Below are 17727 nucleotides of genomic sequence, written 5' to 3' on the forward strand. Positions count from 1 at the left end.
AGCGTGTTTGATTTGCTCTTTATCGCCTATTGCTGCTTCCTCTGCTACTCTGCCCTATAAATTTGTCCAAAGTCCAATTTAAAAACGGCATTGTTGCATCATGCACGTTTAAGCAAACACCCTAAAGCAGAGATGGCGTATCAGCTTGCCAGTGATATTGCACGACTAACCACCCACTGTGACCCAGAAATCATTTACTGGTTCTCGCGCCTGCTGCCACTAGTGGATGCTCATTAATCATCAACTACAAGGATTTGCAGCTCAATCAAGTACATATCTAGCTAGAAGTCTTACGCATAGCCCTTCAGCTTTCTGACATCTGATTTCTGCAGTAAAACCAGTAGCCAGACTTTATAGCTGTTGTCTCAAAGCTTAGGATGGGATCAAAGGGTGAGTGGGGGCGTGCCCCCAGCGAGGGGTTCCACCCCTGCACCCCGTCCTAATCAGTATGGCTATAGCTGTACCTCTACTCTTTCTCCAGGTTGTCTATCCATTGCCACCAGCGATTCAGCGGAAAGTAGATCACAGGTGCCCATAGACTACTAAGGATAGCGGAACTCAGAGCAATGAGCTGGTGATACGTCCAAATTTCCACCAGCGATCGATCGGCTTGAAAGCTATATTGAATCGCCATTACTGTTTCGGCGATCACAGCAGTACCAAAGGCAATCAGCGCTACTGAAATAAAGTCTTCCTGAATGTAACGCCCCTTGCGTAAGCGTGCGGTTAAAATACCAACCACCATTAAGCTCAAAATATGGGTTGGTGCGGGAGCGGTCATGCCGTCTTGAATCAAACCCAACACTAGCCCTGCCAGTGCCCCTTGAAACATAGTTCGGTTGACGCTCCAGGCGACGACCCAAATGAGCAGCCAGTTTGGCCCAATGCCAGCTAGCTCCATGCCAGGTAAGCGGGTCGGTAAAATGAGTAAACATAGCAATACCGAACCGATCGTCACGGCGCAGTTGACCACCAGCCGCTGGGTTGGGCTTTCGCGCCAAGTGCTAGCTAACGACTCACTTTTCATTGCTCGGATTTCTGGACGGGCTCTGAGCTAGGTGCAGTGACGGGTTGTGCAGTTTGATCATGGGGATAAATAACCGCCCACTCTAAAAAGCTAACAGGAGCAGAAAGCTCGATCGTTGCTTCAGGGGCAGGACTTTTGTTGAGATTGACCGACTCTACCCGTCCAACAGGCATCCCAGGAGGAAAGAGTTGGCTTAGGGTTGACGTAGAGACAACATCACCACGTCGGACGTCTGGCACTTTATCAAAAAACTCCATGACGGCGTGGCTGGTTGATTGCCCCCGCATATAGCCCATAAAGCGGCTGCGACTAATGGTTACGCCAATGCGGCTTGAGGGGTCGCTCAAGAGCAGAACTCGACTAGTACTGGGTGTCACGCTGCTAACGCGACCCACCACACCACCAGGAGCCATCACTACATAGCCAACCCTGACATTGTCGTTGCTGCCTCGCCCCAAGATGAGTTGCTGCCACCAATGGTCGGCACTCCGCCCAACTACAGGCGCTGTAATGCCAGGTTTCTTAGCTTCCGAAGCATAACCTAACAGCTCTCTTAGCCGTTGATTTTGGCTTTCCAGTTCAGTGAGTCGCTGCTGCAATTCTTGGAACTGGGCATTCTCAAGCAGGGTTTGTTTGGCTAGATTCGGCTGAAAAACATGGGAGAGCAGTTGATACGCTTCAAACAAGGGTGTGGCTTGCGTCTGCCGAAGGAGCAGAGCAGAGCTAACAGCCATGCTCGCCAAGATAATTCTTAGCCGGTGCCGATCCCACCAGCGGCGTAGAGTATACATGCAGGCAATTTAAGCGTTAAGCGAGCGTTAACTGAATCCAGCAATATTATACAGAAGGCATGTGAACGACTCAGGATAGATTAGAAGCAGTGAGGCTGTTCGACAACTGTTGATTCGCTAAAAATTGCGCGATCGGCCACTGAAGACTCGCTCCAGTTGCTTGAAGTTTTCCAGAACGCGCCCAGTCCCAAGGACGACGCAACTTAACGGGTCAGCCGCCACATGGACGACGATACCGGTCTCATGACTAATCAGCGTATCGATCCCCTTGAGAAGAGCACCGCCACCTGCCAGCATGATACCGCGATCGATAATATCTGCTGCAAGTTCAGGTGGAGTCCGTTCCAGCGTGCGCTTAACAGCATCAACAATCACTGCCAGCGGCTCCGACATGCTCTCACGGATTTCGGGCGCCTTCACTGCAACAGTACGAGGCAAGCCAGAGAGCAAGTGCAAGCCTCGGACTTCCATCGTAGTGTCATCATCAACCGGGTACGCAGAACCGATCGTGATTTTGATTTCTTCAGACGTGCGTTCACCAATCACCAGGTTGTGCACTTTCTTCATGTATTGCGCGATCGCTTCACTCAGCTCATCGCCAGCAACGCGAACTGATTCGCTCAACACCGTGCCCTGCAAGCTCAACACCGCGACTTCTGTGGTGCCGCCGCCGATGTCAATGATCATGTTGCCCGTTGGTTCAGCAACCGGTAAGCCTGCGCCGATCGCGGCGGCTACTGGCTCATCAATCAGGTAAACATCACGGGCTCCTGCCTGAGACGCCGCATCCATCACTGCACGTCTCTCAACGCCTGTAACACCGCTGGGTATACCAATCACGATGCGAGGCGATACTAGCGTTTTGCCTTCGTGAACCCGTGTAATAAAGTGCTTAAGCATCAGCTCAGCAGTATCAAAGTCGGCGATGACACCATCGCGAAGAGGACGAAGTGCGATGACATTGCCAGGGGTCCGCCCAAGCATTCGCTTTGCATCTTCTCCGACTGCCAGCGGCAGTTTCGAATCTTGATCCATGGCGACAACGGATGGCTCTTGAAGGACAATGCCTTTGCCCGACACATAAACCAACGTGTTTGCCGTGCCAAGGTCAATGCCCATGTCCCGCGAAAGGGAAAAGCGACTAAAAAGTCCCACTAGCCTCTATGCCTCTCAAATAACGTTCGGATGACTTATGATGCCGTGTATAACTATAGATGCAATCAAGGTTGGATCTTATTATGTTTTTAGCTGTGCGTCCAGTGAGCCTAACATCTTTAATCATGTAGATTTGTTTCAAAGGATCACACAGAGCTGGCTCAAAGGGAAAAGCCATCAACTGTATAGCGATCGCAACCTGAATTCTAAACGCAACTTGCTTTTGAAACGGTTGTCGTGGCGACTGTTAAAGTCAACGCTAGCGATTTCTGCAGTTAGCGTTGGCTGCTAAAATACATTTGTACCAATCAACGGTTTGCAGGCCAACCTTAGAATAGAGTTGGATAGCTAAGCCTTTATTCACCCTAATTCACACAGAAAACTAACAGAAACACTATGAGTCTGAACGCTGTCACCCTTGTCGGTCGTGTTGGTGGAGATCCAGATGTCAAGTATTTTGAATCTGGCAGTGTGAAGTGCAGTTTGACGTTGGCAGTCAACCGCAAAACCCGCAATAGTGACCAACCGGATTGGTTTAATTTGGAACTTTGGGGCAAAACGGCTGAAGTCGCTGCAAACTACGTTCGCAAAGGTAGTCTAATTGGCGTTACTGGCGCACTTAAATTTGATACCTGGAAAGACCGCAGTACCGGAGACGATCGCTCCAAGCCGATCATTCGCGTAGAGCGACTGGATTTGTTGGGGTCAAAACGCGACAACGAGGCTGGTGCGAGTTCCGGTGGCTACGACGACGAGTTTTAGAAAGACCGTTGCGTCGTAGGGACGTTACATGCGACGTCCCTACAGACGGTTAGTAGCTGATTTGCAGTGTTACCGATGCCTGAACCTCCTGTTCGCCACCAATAACTGGGCTGGGTGCTTTTGGAGCTACAGATGCCCGTAATGATTGCACGTCCTCCAATGGACGCGGTGGGGGCGCAGAGGCACCGTTCACTTGAATGCTGACAATCTGCCCTTTGCTCAGGCTGAGGGCACTAAACACGGCATCAGCCTGTGCCTGTGCATCTTGGGTTGCTTCGCGTAAGGCAGCCTTTTGGGTTGCCGCGATCGCTTCATCCGTAGCGACGAAGCTCACGCCATCAATCCGCGAGGCACCCGCTTTCACAGCGTCGTCCAGCAGTACACCTGCTTTTGGCGTGGCGATGCGGAAGCTGACAATATTGCTGGCAGCGTAGCCAGTCAGCGTTTGTTTGCCGTTGTCGTATTGGTACGTTGGGCTCAGATTAATCCCTGTGGTTTCCAGCTTGTCTACCTGGCGCGACTTGAGCAAGTTAACTACGGCATTCGATCGCCGTGCGACTTCTTGCTGTACCTCATTTGCTGTTTTGCCTTGCGCTTCTACACCCAGGCGCACCTGAGTAATGGTTGTTGCTACCATTTCTGTACCGCGTCCAGTTACAGTCAGCGTTCGCAGCATTTTTTCTTGAGCCAAGACTGGATTAGCGAACGCAAGGCTTAAAAGCCCTGCACTGATTACCAAGGTTTTAAGGCGCTTCCAGGAATCAGCTTTGACGATCGAAGGGGTTGCATGCATCACGATAAGGTCTCCTCACAAAGAACAATGAAGTGAAATTGTTTGAATGTATCCACTCTGCCACCGAATCGTAAGAAGGTATGTTTGGTTACAGTTTTGGCAACTTGTGTTGGAGGGAAGGCAGAGGGCTAAAGGCTAAAAGCTGAAGGCTAAAGGCTGAAGACTAAAGGCTGAAGACTAAAGGCTGAAGACTAAAGGCTGAAGACTAAAGGCTGAAGGCTGAAGGCTGAAGGCTAAACGTCTCCTGCTTCCCACTCACCCCTCACCTATGCCTCACTTCTTTCGTGTAAACGACGGTCGTATGGAGTTTACTGAAGCCAACTGATGTGTATAACCGCGATGCCCCAAAGGGATTGTCGGAGTCTACGCGCAGAAGGGCTGTCTCAGCGCCGATCGCCTTTAACCGCTGTAAGCCAGAGAGCAGCATGGCGCGGCCAAGACCCTGTTTGCGAAAGCCACGACGAGTTCCTAGCAGGGTGATGGTGCCTTTGTTGCGACCACTACGACGATTATCTTCGCGGCAGGAGGCGTTGCAAAAGGCTGCAAAGGTTCTGTCAGGGGCGATCGCAATCAAATCTAGCGTCGGATTGTAAGCGGGATCTTTGCCATAGGAGAACTGCTCAACGGTCATAGGGTGGTGGTTTCCATGATCGATGAACGTTTCGTTGAACATCGCCACCCAGTCTGCTGCTTCATGATCACCTTCGATGTAGCGCAATGCAAAGCCAGCTGGGAATTCGGGCATGGGGATCGGTTCTGCCAGCGATCGCGACATCTGCACAAAGTAGCGATCGGCGATAAAGCCATGTCGCTCTAGAAGAACAGGACGATCGCCCTGTCTCACACGGGAGACTGCTTGCAATTGCAGGGGCCTGCCACTCTTTTCTCCAACAGCACGCAACTGTTGCTCACCCCAAGTAACCATCTGGGTTTCGATGCTGGTACCACGGCTGCCTGGATGAACGTGGAAATTGAGGCAGCCGCTAGACGTTTCGGTGGACCGAGAAATTGCTAACGCGCTCAAACCCACTAGCGTTCCGTCATTTTTTCGCCAAAGACACACGTTACGAGCAGTGTCTAAATCAGGGTGAGCAAATTCCTGGCGCAATGCATCAACTGAAGTGCTGCTATCCACCTTGTCAAAGGCTTCGCAGGCGTTAATCAAATGCGCGATCGCAGGTAAATCTGTTTCATCTGCGTAGGGATGCATGATGATGTTCGTCGATAGTAAGGTAACCACGGTGGGGACTCCATTGATTTCAGCCACAAGGTACTGAGGGCGATCGCGTCCAAGGGCTATAAAGAAAGGGATTATAAAGAAGGTGTGTCGATCGCGCGACAGACGTGCGCGTTGCATAACTACACGGTGTGTCCATTCAATTTCATAGCAAGAGCAAAAAATGTCTGTCATTCTGGCTGAGAACCTGAGCAAGATGTATCCCGTTGCGGTGAAAGAACCAGGACTGAAAGGCACTGCACTGCACTTTTTCAAACGGACGTATCGCCAAGTCAAAGCAGTCCAAACGATCTCGTTCTCCATTGAGCCAGGCGAAGTGGTTGGCTTTCTGGGTGCAAATGGAGCGGGCAAAACAACGACGCTGAAGATGTTGACTGGACTGATCCATCCGTCTGAAGGACGCATCAATGTCGCTGGGTATGTCCCGTTTCAGCGCAAGTCTGCTTTTTTGCAGAAGATCACGCTGGTAATGGGGCAGAAGCAACAGTTGATTTGGGATTTACCGGCACTGGATTCATTGCGAATTAACGCAGCGGTGTATGGAATCAGCGATCGCGACTTCAAAACCCGTGTTGGGGAACTCACGGAAATGCTTTCCTTACACGGCAAGCTGAACCAACCTGTCCGCAAGCTCTCCCTCGGTGAGCGCATGAAAGCTGAACTGTTGGCCGCATTGGTTCATCAACCCCAAGTTCTGTTTCTAGACGAACCGACGCTGGGACTGGATGTAAATGCGCAAGTCAGCGTCCGTGAGTTTTTGCGTGAATACAATCAGCGCTACCAGGCAACGGTGCTTTTGACCAGTCATTACATGGCAGACATCACGGCGCTTTGTCAGCGGGTGCTGGTGATCCACGAAGGGCAGTTGATTTACGATGGCAGCCTGGATGGCTTGGTCGATCGCTTTGCTCCGTGTCGTGAAGTCAACGTGGAACTGGCGCGCCCTCATCCGGCTGAAAAGCTCTCTCTGTATGGCGATCTGGAATCAGTGGAGGGCACGATCGCCAAATTCCTTGTACCGCAAGAGCGCCTCACTCGCACTGTGGCTAAATTGCTGTCTGAACTAGAAGTCATCGATTTATCGGTCACGGAACCGCCGATCGAGGAAGTGATTGGACGGGTGCTGCGATCGGGGGTGGCTTCATGAAAACAGAAGGCAGAAGGCAAGAGGCAGTAGGCAGAAAGGGTTGCAAGCGATTAGCTCATATTGCCCGCACGCTGACGTCCGTTTACTACGCTTATATGGTGGAGTACCGCGCTGAACTATTGCTGTGGGTGCTGTCTGGTTCGCTGCCGATTATTCTGATGGGCATTTGGATGCAGGCAGCGCAAACAGGAAACTTTGGCTTAACCCCGGTTGATTTCGCCCGTTACTTCCTGTCTGCCTTCATCGTGCGTCAGTTCACTGTTGTTTGGGTCATTTGGGAGTTTGAGCGCGAGATCGTCGAGGGCAAGCTATCGTTTCGGCTATTGCAACCGCTTGATCCCGTCTGGCACCACTTTTTCTCTCACTTTGCCGAACGTTTTGCCCGTCTTCCCTTTGCCTTTGGGCTGATTGCGCTCTTTTTCTGGCTGTATCCACAATCATTCTGGATTCCCAGCCTGGGCGGTTTTCTCTTGTTTTTGCTAACCGCTGTCTTTGCGTTTGCGCTGCGGTTTTTGATGCAGTACACGCTATCGATGTTTGCCTTTTGGACGGAACGTGCGAGTGCTCTGGAGCAGTTTTGGTTCCTGTTCTACCTCTTTCTGTCGGGCATGGTGGCTCCGCTAGAAGTCTACCCACCTCAGATGAGGGCGATCGTGCTCTGGACACCGTTCCCTTACCTGATCCATTTCCCTGCCAGTTTACTCGTTGGCTTGCCTGTGAACCTGGTTCAGGGATTGCTGGTGATGCTGGGCTGGAGCGCTGTGTTTTTCGCGATCTACCGTTGGCTATGGCATAAAGGGTTAAAGCAGTATTCGGGCATGGGCGCGTGAAGTGGGTAAAGGGCAAAGAGCACAAGCGATGAAGTGGCAATACCTTGAGGCGTACTCTTCCGTCAAAGCTGGGGGGAAACTGGGTAAAAATGGCTACAGAGTCCTGACTTTGAATAATCAGGACTACAGGCTTTCGGAAGGATTGGATTTTTTGGGGCAGCAAGGATGGGAGTTAACGGCTGTGCATTCGATCGATGAAGCCCACGGTGGAGAACTCAGCCGCATCCGCACGCTGACCTATCTCTACATCTTCAAACGACCGCTTGACGAATAGTTTTTAGCGTTCGACTGACCACTGACTCATGTCTGCTACAGCCATCCTCATTGCTTTAGAGTCATTTAGTCCACAGCCGCCGCCGCCTCTTTCGCTTTTGCCGCTTCGATATTGGTATGGCCTTCTAAGTAGTCGAGCAGTTTCAGGAAATCGGTGCGAGGGAGCGATCGCCCCCCAATTTCCCGAAAGGCTAGCTGAGGTTTATCGTTCTCGACAATGTGATACCCCCAGTAGAGCAGTTGCTTGCTAAACCGGATGGCAACAGTTTCGGGATCGATGTAGTGACACTGGGGATCATCTGCCATTAAGGTCTCGAATTCGGTCTTCAAAATGCGATTCAACACGTCATTTCGTCTGGCTTCGTCGCTGTGATAGTTGTTGACGATAACAAACAGCTCAGCAGTGATGTTCACGCGTCGAATCGCTGCAAAGGTGCGACGAATCACATCAGCGTTTTTATTAATGCCTAACGGATTTAGTGTTGTTGGAATCAGGCAAAAGTTGAACTTCTCGATGAAGGCTTCTGGGTTGGCATCGTATTCTGGGCTGCAATCGCAAATGACAACGCGAGTATCAGGGTAGTCTTCTTCGCGCCATTCGGTGTGGTTGAGGACGGTAATAGTTGCCCCCAGTCCGCCTCGTCGTCCGGGAATATACACGCCATCGCCGAGTAGCTTACGCAAATTACTTTGGCGATCGAGGTCAATCAGCACGACATCGTAGCCATTCAGCGCAAAGGCTCCTGCCAAATGAGCGCTAATCGTCGTTTTGCCGACGCCACCCTTGCAGGTAAAGACCCCAATGTAGGTGAGTTGAGCCTTGGGCGGTGGCGGAATATCGCCATCTTCCCAAAGCAATTTGTCGTCCTTGAAGCTGCCCAGCGCCACATCCACCACTTCTTCTGTCCGCATATAGGTAAAGACGGACGGTGTGAAGCCTGACGCCGAGATGAGAAAGCCTCGGGTGAATTTTGCTCCAGTCGGTCGCTCTAGAAAGTCGATAAATTTTTCTAGCTGACCGGCGTGGACTTTTGCCCGCTGATGCTTGACCTGTACAGCAACGCACTCGCTGTCCCTGATCAGCTCAATGTCATAGCCGATCGTGTTGGGTAAGGCAAGGGTTGCTGTCCAACCGTCTTGCTCAAAGCGCTGTTGGATGACCTTCTTGAAATCGGAGTCTTTCTCAAACTGTGGCATGTGGGTTGCACCGATCGCACGTCAGGTAGGGATAGTCGCTACTAGAGATTATCTCAAACCTGTCGAGGAACAAAGCGCGATCGTCAAAGCCAGCTAGCAAACGGTGCGTGAGATCGCCTCACTTCTCGATGCTAAACCTCACTCCTCCGACCAAATGTCAGCCACGCCTCAGAGTGAACCGCTGATCATGGTTCTGCCAATGGAGCCGTGTTTGGGGCTTCTCCATTGCCACTGAGGCGAACGATGGGAGAAGTGAGTCGATCGTCTGCATCTATAGCTGCTAGTGGCTGGGCATCAAACTGAAACAGGTTCCTCAGGTGCTGAAAGGAATTTTGCCAGGTTTTGAGGCTGCATAAACTCAAGATATTTGGCAGCCATAGGGGGCGTTAGCAACTCTATCATCAGTTTATTTTCGACCCAAAATTCGATCACGTCAAAGTAGCTATCACGGTTGCAACGCACGGCGCGCCAGCCCTCCCGTGCCGCGATCTGCTCGATTTTCTGCTGGCTAGTAGGCACTGAAATGGCAACGTGTGTCGCACTAAAGGGCGATGCAAACGCATTGCTGGAAAAGGTGACCTGTTCAGTACCAAAACCTGGCATCAGTTCGGTTTCGGCAGGATAGACCTCGATCATCGTGCCATAGTTGTCTAGCGCGATCGCCATGAAGCTTCCAGGGCAAGGCGGAAAAGGAGCACACTCGCCATGCAAAACTTCTGCTAGAGCATGAGCGACGCGACTGGGGTTTTCGGCAGCAATGGAAAAGTGATGCAGCATAGAAAGTCTCCTTGTGTGTGAGGTGTTTAAATCGGCTACTTGCAAAAGGAATGGTTAAGTAGGCTACTTTTTATGCCTCTACCTGAATTGACTGCGTTCCGCAAAATACAACCGCAGGCTAGCCACATTCACCCGATCGCATGACCCTTGCATCACCTGACTGGACAACCAGTTTGATGATTGATCATGCCTTAAAGGCTCTAGCACGCTACCAGCCCAAGAAAATGAGGATGTGACTGGAAGGAAACCTGCGATCGACCGCTAGCCAACCGATCTAAGCGAAGGGTCTGGTTCGCTGAGCGGGCAGGGTAGAATACGGTAGAACAGTCGTCCTATGCATCGCTGTCCTACGAATCGAGCTTGTCGCTTTGAGAGTCTTGTTTTGAGAAAGCCGTCCGCCCAAGCTGCCCTCGCCAAGCCATTGCCACGCTACCGTGCTCCGGTGGCAAAGACATTGCGATCGCCAATACCACCGCCAGCACTGCAAAGAGGTAGACGATCGCGGGAAGCGGCTGAACTGGTTTTGCTGATTCACGCTGGATGGGTGGGTATGGCGCTGCTGCTTGTCGCCTGCCTGCCTGCGTGGAAAGCGGATTTTGATAAACGTATGCAGCCTGCTGTCAAAGGTGCGCCCACGCTCAAGCAACCTGTCGTGGAGGCCTCGCGTAACCATCCGTTTCAGACACGACAGACTCTCTTCGCTGGCGGTTCCGATTCGCTGGTGGCACGTACGGTGGGTCATGCCGAAGGCACGCGCACTCCAGATGGTAGAAAGACTCGCGCCTACTACGGTCACAAAGATCCTGGTAACGGAGCGTGGAATCTGGGTAGCTTCTCCTTTCAGCACTGTCGAGAGGCTCGCTACAATTGCTCGACACCGGAAGCCGCTGACGATCGCCAGTTACAGCGCTTGCAGTCGCAACATGCGGTCTTGCTGCGACGCGCCGCAGTGGCTAAACTCCAGATGACTCTGGCAGAGCAACTCAATGGTATTGATCTGGCTAATCAAGCACCACTCGCTGCCTTGAGCGATCAGGGCTATATCGATCGCCTGTCACAAGCCAAGCAAAAGGGCTTCAACGGGCAGGATGCCATTCTCGAAGCACGGGTGTGGAGCTACTGGAGCCCTCAAAAAAAGCGGTGGGACGCGCCTGGGTTGGGCAACATTGAAACCAGCATTCGGCATGACCAGGAACGTCGGTTGCTGGCGATCGCCCGTGCTATGGCGATGGTGCAGCAGCAGGTGGCGGGGCTACAGGACAGCCAGCGCGCGCTTAACTTACTCAAGCTGCAGCCAGAGATTGTGAACCCTTACGCCTTCAGCCACCAGCGATCGGACTATCTTTGGTGGGATGCTGGCTACTGGGATGCCAAGCTTCAACAGCAGCGACAGGTTCCTCCTGGTTATGACCCTGCTTACGATCGCGGTTTCGCAAACGGCTCCACTTTCTGATATCCATTACAGTAACCGATGGCGATTGAGCTGTGGCCTGATTCCAGCACAGACTCAGAGGCGATGCAGTAAAGTCATCGATCGCGCAGTTAGGGTTTGTATACAGGCTTGACGGGTTTGAATCATTTATCGTCAAGAGGGGTAAGCCCCCCCTTTCCTATGCAAAACTTTGCTCTTAAGGTTCCTGACCCTTGATGATAAAAGTGACCAATGTGTGAGGTCTTCCTAACATCACAAACGGTCAGTTAAGAATGGACCTACTACTGCCAGTCTAGCAAGATTAGGTCTGACGCTAGGGCTGGAGTTTAGAGCGAAAGCGCATCTATAGCCTGGTGTACAGCTGCTAACGAGCGACGTCTATTACATGCCTGAAAGCAACCTGTCATGTTGGGGAAAGGTCGATTAAATCTCTCCGAGAATTTTTCTAAAGATTCAGATTTGAAGATGAAGTGAAGTCTTTAGCCATTGATCAAACTGAATGTTGAAATTACAGCACCTTGTTGTAAATTTAGATTGAACTGATTGTTTGTTTTAGAAGAGCTTACTAAGAAAATTTCTGCTAAAAACGCTAACACTCCATGCAAAAGTATTGCTAAAAGGTTTGTACAGGCTACAATCAGCTTTGGGAGTTGTCGTAATCTAGGTTAGAAAGTGTGAGTGGCACTACGGCATTTTTAGGTGGGACTGTATTTGCCGGACTTTTAGCATTTTTGCTGCTGAGGGGTGAGGCTCCAGGATCCGCAGGCTTTTTGGGCGGTAAGGTTATACCAACGCCCACACCATCCGATATGCCTACGGTGACTGTTTCTCAGCTCCCTCAACCATCAACATCTGATCCCCTTGCGGTCTACAATGCCGAGCAACAGAAAAAGGAAGCGGATCAGTTAAAAGCTCAGTTAGAGAAACAAATCTCAGATAGTGAGCAGCTAAAAGCCAAAGTAGAAAAGCAAGGTACTGACTCTGATCAGTTTAAAGCGCTGTTGGAGAGTCAAAGTACCGATAATAAACAGATTAAGGCTCAACTCGACAAGCAGAGCGCCGACTTTGAACAGTCTAAGTCTCAGCTTGATAAACAGCATATTGAAACTGAGCAGCTTAAATCTCAGCTCCGGAATCAGCAAATGATTGTCGAGAGCCTAACAACCCAGCTGAAGGCAAACACTGCAGAGCTTCAAAATCAAAACGCACAGGATCTCTTTGGCGGACGCTCTACCAACTATGCCTCAGGTTTTGTATGGCTGTTGGCAGGCGTTCTCACTACCATTGCAGGTGGGTTCGTACTGTTACGTTTTTTGGCAATCAGTTCTCAGCGGCAAGCGCGCTTAATCCGGGCAGCGCGATCTCAACGACGCCCTTTACAGCCACCAAAGCGCTACGGGAAGTTTTTACTACCGTCTCAGCAGGCTCCTGAAGTGCATTATGAAGAGCGGCGGTTGAGATAACCCTGGATGTCATTAAATTAAAGCTGGTTTCGGGGGTGGAACATACAGTCATCGATAGTCTGGTAGCAGCTAGTTCCAGAGCGATCGCAGTGTCTCGCAAACCTCTCTATTCTTTGCTGTTGCTGATCCTTTGGGCAATGGTAACGTTGACTACCTCGCCCCAGCCTCTGTGGGCAGCGATCGCTCAGCCTGATCGGTTTCCTCTCACTCTGGAGCTTTTGCAAGAGCGGCTTAAAACCCCTTTGCAGAGTGATGGCGTGCGCATTTTAGATTTGAGTCGGCTGACGATCGATTTGCGCCCCGAAAACGCAGCCTTTCGGGATCAGTTCTACAGTCTGGTGCAGGGGCAGCTACAGCGTCCTGGTAGTCCAGTGGGGCTTGACCTCAGCTATTCACAGATCCAAGGCGAGTTTAAGATCAGCCAGTTGGGTTTACGGGCACCACTTTATGGGCAGTCGCTGTCGCCAATTTTTACACCCGCTGAACAAACGCAATTGCAGCGCGATCGGCGGCTCCTTTCCCGCCTCAGCACCCTTTCGCAGTCGTTGCTCTCGACATCTGATGCGGGCACTCCGCCAACGCCCCTGCAAATTACCGTCTTCCGAGGGCCACTGAAGCTGATTCAAACGCGCTTCACAGGGTTAGCCGACTTCACCAATACGTTTTTTCTCAACCGAGTTGAAGCGCAGAGTGTGCAGTTTGCCCAACTTTCAGATTGGTCGCAGGCCCGTTTGAGCCAGAATGCCAGCTTTGCCGGAGCGACGTTTGAGCGTGAAGCACGGTTTCGCAGCAGCATTTTCTTTGCAAAAACGGAGTTCACCCAGTCGCAGTGGCGGGGCGCTGTCAACTTTCAGAACAGCGAATTTCAGGCAACGGCAAACTTTAACCAGGCGTTGTTTCAGCAGCCGACTAATTTTATGAGGGTGCAGTGGTTGGGCAATGCTGATTTTGCCCAGGCACACTGGCAAGACCAGGCAATTTTTACAAAAGACACCTTCAACCAGTCGTTTTTTCTGACGGATGCGGTGTTTGAGAAAACGGTACTGTTTCGGGAAGCGCAGTTTAATCGTCCGGTGAATTTGCGCGGTGCATCCATTCTGGATCGAGCCGAGTTTGGCTACACCGGGTTTGCCAAAGGTGCCTACCTGAATGTGCCAGGGTTACGCTTTGACTCCGATCGCGCCAAGATTATCGGCAACCCCGGACAGATTAGCCGCGTACTGTCGGTGCCAACGCTGCAGGGCAACGAAAACCTACTGCGAGAGTTGGTGCGCAACTTTCGACGATTGGAGCAAATTCCAGATGCCAATCAACTGGAGTATATGCGAGAGCGGTTGCGTCTCCGAGAACTGCGTCAGCAGCTAGTCGGCATCAACATTAATACGGCGCCTGTCGCTCAGTTGGTTAACGTTGGCTTTTCGAAAACGCAGGCAGAGGCGATCGCTCAACGCCGCACCTTACAGCCTTTTCGCAGCACGGCTGATCTGTTGATTGTGGGTAGCGTTGATCTGGCAACCTATATTAATGTGCGCGATCGCATCATTGCTAAAGAAGCGGCTGCACCGAGCTTGGAAGCACTCAATCGGCTTTCTGCGGGTCTGAGTTGGTTGGGCTTGAGCCAACTGTTACTTCTCACGCGCTATGGCACTGATTTTTGGCTGATTTTTGGCGTGGGGTTGGTTGCTAGCGCTTACTTTGGGGTGTTGTTCTGGTTGGTCGATCGGTGGCGACGCGTCACACCTAAACCCATCCTCCCAACGCTTTCTGAAACGGTTTGGGTCTTAACCCTGTTTAGCGCACTGTCTCTATGGGGACTGATCTCGATCTTTCGTGCCGCCGATCGCCCCTGGCTCACGATCGCCAGCATTGGGGCACTGATTATTCCTGTTCCCGCTTTACTGACCATTCGGCTTTACAAAACGGGGCGCTACCATCCCCTGATGGATGTGAGCTATTTCACCGAAGAAGGTTCGCTGCGACAACTGCGCATTCTCATTGGACGCTTGCCCACCATCCCTCGCTTCGAGATGTTTCGCGAACGCTATATTCCACTACTTTGGGATCGCCGCTGGAGCTGGCTCAACTACTTCGACTTCAGCCTCAATAACTTTCTCAAGTTTGGCTTCAACGACATCCGCCTACGCGATGAACATCTCCCTGGACTGATTACCGCGATCGTTTGGTACCAGTGGAGCCTGGGCATTCTCTACATCGCTCTGCTGTTATGGACACTCTCTCGTACGATTCCTGGGCTGAATCTGTTGATCTACTTTAAGTAGGGAAGGGAAGAGGGAGTTTTGATTGAGTTTTGAGTTTTGATTGAGTTTTGAGTTTTGAATTCAGCCTTTAGCCCTCAGCTTTTAGCCCTCAGCTTTTAGCCTTCTGCCCTCAGCCTCTCCACGCTTCGACAGGTTGTCTTTTGACAAGTACTGTCGTGCTAGCCAAGAATGAGCGAGTAGTTACGATTTTGTTTTATGTCTCGTCTTGGTACGTTTTGTCGGGCGATCTGTTGGGTCGTAATCCCTGTGCTTGTGGCAACGCCCATCCTGGCACATACAGTGAAAGTTTCTGGTGATGTGGCGGCAAACTTTCACATTGAGCCGAACCACAACCCTAGAGCAGGTGTACCGTCTCAAGCCTGGTTTGGGCTAACGCGCAAAGGTGGCAGCACGATTCCGTTGTCTCAGTGCAATTGCCAGTTAGCGGTTTATAGCGTGCCCCGTGCTAGCAATGCTTCACCACTCCTAAAGCCTGCTCTCAAAGCGGTGAATGCAGCCCAGTATAAAGGCGTTCCGGGTGCCGATATTGTGTTTCCTAAAGCAGGGGAGTATGAATTACGCCTCAGTGGCACGGCTAAAGCACCAGCAAGTTTTAGGCCCTTTCAATTCACTTACAGCGTTACAGTTGGCGGACGGTAGTGCTAAATATCGCTAGACCTGTCATAAAGTGAGGCTAGTTGCTGACCACTCTCTAGACCTGTGACTCAATCTTTGGTGCGTATGGGTGAGACGTGAAATGGCTTCAAAAAAGGTATCGACCAGAGCCATGATGGCCTCATGCATAAAACTCCTACTGTCGCCGCTACAACACAGCCGGATAGCACTTTGTTCGCAGTTGTCCATTGGGTTGCGCCGAGGTAATGGGAGCCAATGATGACTGTGTGGGCAACGCAAAGTATTAAGGCTGGCACACTAAGCAGATGAATGTATCGCCAATACTGCCCTAGAGTCTTAACCATCCAGTCAAAACTGGTAAGGGCTACGGGAGTCATGAGACCGATCGCAATGATACCTGCCCAGAGCCCGACTTGCTGCTCGATCGGCAAAAACGGCAAGCCCTGAAGATCCCACTCAAAGGTGTGATCAAGCATGTGTCCCGTGTGCGCCAGCGAGAGGATATACGCGCCTACACCTAAAACTCGTCGATAGCGTAAGGGAAACGGCCACAAACGGCTGATAGGACGAGCAAGCAGCGCCAGCATGAGGCACAAAATGGCAGCGTGCCCAGTATAGTCCACCATTGCGTCGGTGCGGAGGAGGGTGAGAATGCCGATCGTCAGCGTCACCCAACCACCCATGCGAAACAGTTGGCTCCGGCGATCGCGGCTCAAGAGCGAGGTCGAAAGCCCAATTCCCAACATGGAGGGCACCGTACCCAGGCCAAACGCCAGCATCGTTGCCGTGCCGTGCCACAGATTGCCTGTTTCCGCTGCTTTAACCTGTGCCGTATACAAAAAACCGCAGGGAATGAGTCCCCACGTCATGCCAAGTAGTGCAGGAGTCCACCAGCGAGCATCATTAGAAAGCTTCATCATGCCAGCGCTCAGACCCTCATGAAAGCCACCTTGGAGAATGGGATGGAGCAATGGGATACCCGGCAAAAGTTTGGGGTTGATCTGCGTTAGCCCCATCCAGATCAGCAGGAGTCCGGTGGCGATCGACAGTCCTTGCCGTAACCCACTGCCAATCCCTGCCAGTTGCCCCCCTGCTACGAGCACCGAACCCAGTGCTCCAATACCTGCACCGACTAGCGCATAGCTGACAATGCGCCCCAGGTTTAACAGCCCGTGAAACGCAAGGCGCTGCTGCCAGGATGGCTGAGACGCTTGCTGTGAAAGGGCAAACGCAGCAGTGAGTGGGCCACACATGCCCACACAATGCCCAAAACTGCCCAGCAGCCCCAGCAACATCACCAGCAACAAATCAGCCATTAATCACTTTTTCCAATCCTTTGCTGACTGGTCTAACACATAAGCGGCGACTGCTTTGATGTCCTCTTCTTTCAAGCGACCTTTGAAGGACGGCATCGCGCCTTTACCGTTGGTAACCTGAGTGATGATCGCGTCGGTCGAGTCCATCCCATACTCCTTTAAAGCGGCTGACTTCAGATTTTTGTTAGCAGCAACGACATTATTGCCACCCTGATGGCAGGCAGCACAGTTGGCGCTGAAGACTTTCGCCCCTTTAGCAGTGAGATCCGTCGAAGCATCTGCCAGTACGGGTGCGGCAAAGCACGTGAGGCAAAGCACGATCGCTAGCAGACTATAGATTAATTTTTTCACACTCGGTTCCCTTGTAACAACGAAGCATCGACAAGCCCTATTGTTCACCTGACGGGTTACGCCGTCAAAAGACAGGCTGTCGAAGTTCTCAAGGGCGATCGATCACTCTCACTCAGTTGAGTTGATACACAATGCCATAGCTTTAGCGGAGCTATGCCGCAAGCTTTATGCTTCCTACGTGAGAGGCGATCAAGCTTAATCGCTAAGGAACGTGGATTAAATAACCTGTAATTCTGGTTTAGCCGTGTAATTCCATTGCGGTAGAAACTCATCAAAGACAAT

Annotated in this window: 17 protein-coding genes; 8 read left to right on the forward strand and 9 right to left on the reverse strand. The window is 51.5% G+C overall.

The genetic code is table 11. The features are described 5' to 3' along the window. Nucleotides 1-466: 466 nt before the first annotated feature. From mreD to C7B82_RS16590, 3 genes are all read right to left on the reverse strand, one after another. Nucleotides 467-1027, reverse strand: coding sequence for a rod shape-determining protein MreD (gene mreD / locus C7B82_RS16580; protein WP_106257398.1), 561 nt, complete (start codon nt 1025-1027; stop codon nt 467-469). Continuing rightward, on the reverse strand, nt 1024-1818 hold the full coding sequence (gene mreC, locus C7B82_RS16585; protein WP_106257399.1) for a rod shape-determining protein MreC: 795 nt from the start codon (nt 1816-1818) through the stop codon (nt 1024-1026). Before mreC ends, mreD begins: the two co-directional genes overlap by 4 nt. Before the next feature lie 117 nt (nt 1819-1935). Then, nucleotides 1936-2973 (reverse strand): rod shape-determining protein, encoded by a 1038-nt coding sequence (locus C7B82_RS16590; RefSeq protein ID WP_425443620.1) that lies wholly within the window; start codon nt 2971-2973, stop codon nt 1936-1938. Nucleotides 2974-3369: 396 nt separating this feature from the next. On the opposite strand from C7B82_RS16590, the gene C7B82_RS16595 reads away from it, so the two are divergent. Further along, the gene (locus C7B82_RS16595; protein ID WP_106257401.1) at nt 3370-3735 is read left to right on the forward strand and encodes a single-stranded DNA-binding protein; all 366 of its coding nucleotides are present in this window, start codon (nt 3370-3372) and stop codon (nt 3733-3735) included. Between the two features lie 49 nt (nt 3736-3784). Here C7B82_RS16595 and C7B82_RS16600 read toward each other — a convergent pair whose 3' ends face one another. After that, entirely contained in the window at nt 3785-4528 is a 744-nt protein-coding gene (locus tag C7B82_RS16600; protein ID WP_106257402.1) for an SIMPL domain-containing protein, read from the reverse strand. 262 nt (nt 4529-4790) lie between these two features. Then, nucleotides 4791-5885, reverse strand: coding sequence for a GNAT family N-acetyltransferase (locus C7B82_RS16605; RefSeq protein ID WP_219904516.1), 1095 nt, complete (start codon nt 5883-5885; stop codon nt 4791-4793). 43 nt (nt 5886-5928) lie between these two features. On the opposite strand from C7B82_RS16605, the gene C7B82_RS16610 reads away from it, so the two are divergent. Genes C7B82_RS16610 through C7B82_RS16620 form a run of 3 tightly spaced genes read left to right on the forward strand, consistent with a single transcriptional unit; the run spans nt 5929 to nt 8016 of the window. Then, on the forward strand, nt 5929-6912 hold the full coding sequence (locus C7B82_RS16610) for an ABC transporter ATP-binding protein (RefSeq protein ID WP_106257403.1): 984 nt from the start codon (nt 5929-5931) through the stop codon (nt 6910-6912). Further along, nucleotides 6909-7742 carry an ABC transporter permease gene (locus tag C7B82_RS16615; protein ID WP_106257404.1) on the forward strand — a complete coding sequence of 278 codons (834 nt, stop codon included), beginning with the start codon at nt 6909-6911 and terminating at the stop codon, nt 7740-7742. The genes C7B82_RS16610 and C7B82_RS16615 overlap by 4 nt, the downstream gene beginning before the upstream one ends. A gap of 28 nt (nt 7743-7770) precedes the next feature. Next, entirely contained in the window at nt 7771-8016 is a 246-nt protein-coding gene (locus tag C7B82_RS16620) for a hypothetical protein (protein WP_146141175.1), read from the forward strand. A 65-nt stretch (nt 8017-8081) separates the two neighbouring features. On the opposite strand, the gene C7B82_RS16625 is transcribed toward C7B82_RS16620, so the two are convergent. Both C7B82_RS16625 and C7B82_RS16630 read right to left on the reverse strand, forming a co-directional pair. Continuing rightward, nucleotides 8082-9212 (reverse strand): nucleotide-binding protein, encoded by a 1131-nt coding sequence (locus C7B82_RS16625; RefSeq protein ID WP_106257406.1) that lies wholly within the window; start codon nt 9210-9212, stop codon nt 8082-8084. 294 nt (nt 9213-9506) lie between these two features. Further along, the gene (locus C7B82_RS16630) at nt 9507-9989 is read right to left on the reverse strand and encodes a hypothetical protein (protein WP_106257407.1); all 483 of its coding nucleotides are present in this window, start codon (nt 9987-9989) and stop codon (nt 9507-9509) included. 382 nt (nt 9990-10371) lie between these two features. On the opposite strand from C7B82_RS16630, the gene C7B82_RS16635 reads away from it, so the two are divergent. The 4 genes from C7B82_RS16635 (at nt 10372) to C7B82_RS16650 (ending at nt 15802) form a co-directional block, all read left to right on the forward strand. Further along, nucleotides 10372-11442 carry a hypothetical protein gene (locus tag C7B82_RS16635; RefSeq protein ID WP_146141176.1) on the forward strand — a complete coding sequence of 357 codons (1071 nt, stop codon included), beginning with the start codon at nt 10372-10374 and terminating at the stop codon, nt 11440-11442. A gap of 653 nt (nt 11443-12095) precedes the next feature. Further along, entirely contained in the window at nt 12096-12884 is a 789-nt protein-coding gene (locus tag C7B82_RS16640; RefSeq protein WP_146141177.1) for a hypothetical protein, read from the forward strand. A 35-nt stretch (nt 12885-12919) separates the two neighbouring features. Next, nucleotides 12920-15163, forward strand: a complete 2244-nt coding sequence (locus C7B82_RS16645; RefSeq protein WP_245939949.1) for a helix-hairpin-helix domain-containing protein — start codon at nt 12920-12922, stop codon at nt 15161-15163. Nucleotides 15164-15358: 195 nt separating this feature from the next. Then, a complete protein-coding gene (locus tag C7B82_RS16650) occupies nt 15359-15802 on the forward strand; it encodes a hypothetical protein (protein WP_106257410.1) in 444 nt (147 codons plus the stop codon). Between the two features lie 65 nt (nt 15803-15867). On the opposite strand, the gene C7B82_RS16655 is transcribed toward C7B82_RS16650, so the two are convergent. After that, nucleotides 15868-17094, reverse strand: a complete 1227-nt coding sequence (locus tag C7B82_RS16655) for an urease accessory protein UreH domain-containing protein (protein ID WP_106257411.1) — start codon at nt 17092-17094, stop codon at nt 15868-15870. A gap of 3 nt (nt 17095-17097) precedes the next feature. Further along, nucleotides 17098-17445, reverse strand: a complete 348-nt coding sequence (gene petJ, locus C7B82_RS16660) for a cytochrome c6 PetJ (RefSeq protein ID WP_106257412.1) — start codon at nt 17443-17445, stop codon at nt 17098-17100. Nucleotides 17446-17727: the final 282 nt, after the last annotated feature.

Source organism: Stenomitos frigidus ULC18 (assembly GCF_003003795.1).
Taxonomy (GTDB): domain Bacteria; phylum Cyanobacteriota; class Cyanobacteriia; order Leptolyngbyales; family Leptolyngbyaceae; genus Stenomitos; species Stenomitos frigidus_A.

Excerpts from the sequence above, each read along its gene's own strand:
- mreC (WP_106257399.1), bottom strand. The coding sequence starts at position 1,818 with ATGTATACTCTACGCCGCTGGTGGGATCGGCACCGGCTAAGAATTATC.
- C7B82_RS16615 (WP_106257404.1), top strand. The coding sequence starts at position 6,909 with ATGAAAACAGAAGGCAGAAGGCAAGAGGCAGTAGGCAGAAAGGGTTGC.
- C7B82_RS16650 (WP_106257410.1), top strand. The coding sequence starts at position 15,359 with ATGTCTCGTCTTGGTACGTTTTGTCGGGCGATCTGTTGGGTCGTAATC.
- C7B82_RS16625 (WP_106257406.1), bottom strand. The coding sequence starts at position 9,212 with ATGCCACAGTTTGAGAAAGACTCCGATTTCAAGAAGGTCATCCAACAG.
- C7B82_RS16655 (WP_106257411.1), bottom strand. The coding sequence starts at position 17,094 with ATGGCTGATTTGTTGCTGGTGATGTTGCTGGGGCTGCTGGGCAGTTTT.
- C7B82_RS16610 (WP_106257403.1), top strand. The coding sequence starts at position 5,929 with ATGTCTGTCATTCTGGCTGAGAACCTGAGCAAGATGTATCCCGTTGCG.
- C7B82_RS16600 (WP_106257402.1), bottom strand. The coding sequence starts at position 4,528 with ATGCATGCAACCCCTTCGATCGTCAAAGCTGATTCCTGGAAGCGCCTT.
- C7B82_RS16620 (WP_146141175.1), top strand. The coding sequence starts at position 7,771 with ATGAAGTGGCAATACCTTGAGGCGTACTCTTCCGTCAAAGCTGGGGGG.
- C7B82_RS16630 (WP_106257407.1), bottom strand. The coding sequence starts at position 9,989 with ATGCTGCATCACTTTTCCATTGCTGCCGAAAACCCCAGTCGCGTCGCT.
- C7B82_RS16595 (WP_106257401.1), top strand. The coding sequence starts at position 3,370 with ATGAGTCTGAACGCTGTCACCCTTGTCGGTCGTGTTGGTGGAGATCCA.
- mreD (WP_106257398.1), bottom strand. The coding sequence starts at position 1,027 with ATGAAAAGTGAGTCGTTAGCTAGCACTTGGCGCGAAAGCCCAACCCAG.
- C7B82_RS16605 (WP_219904516.1), bottom strand. The coding sequence starts at position 5,885 with ATGCAACGCGCACGTCTGTCGCGCGATCGACACACCTTCTTTATAATC.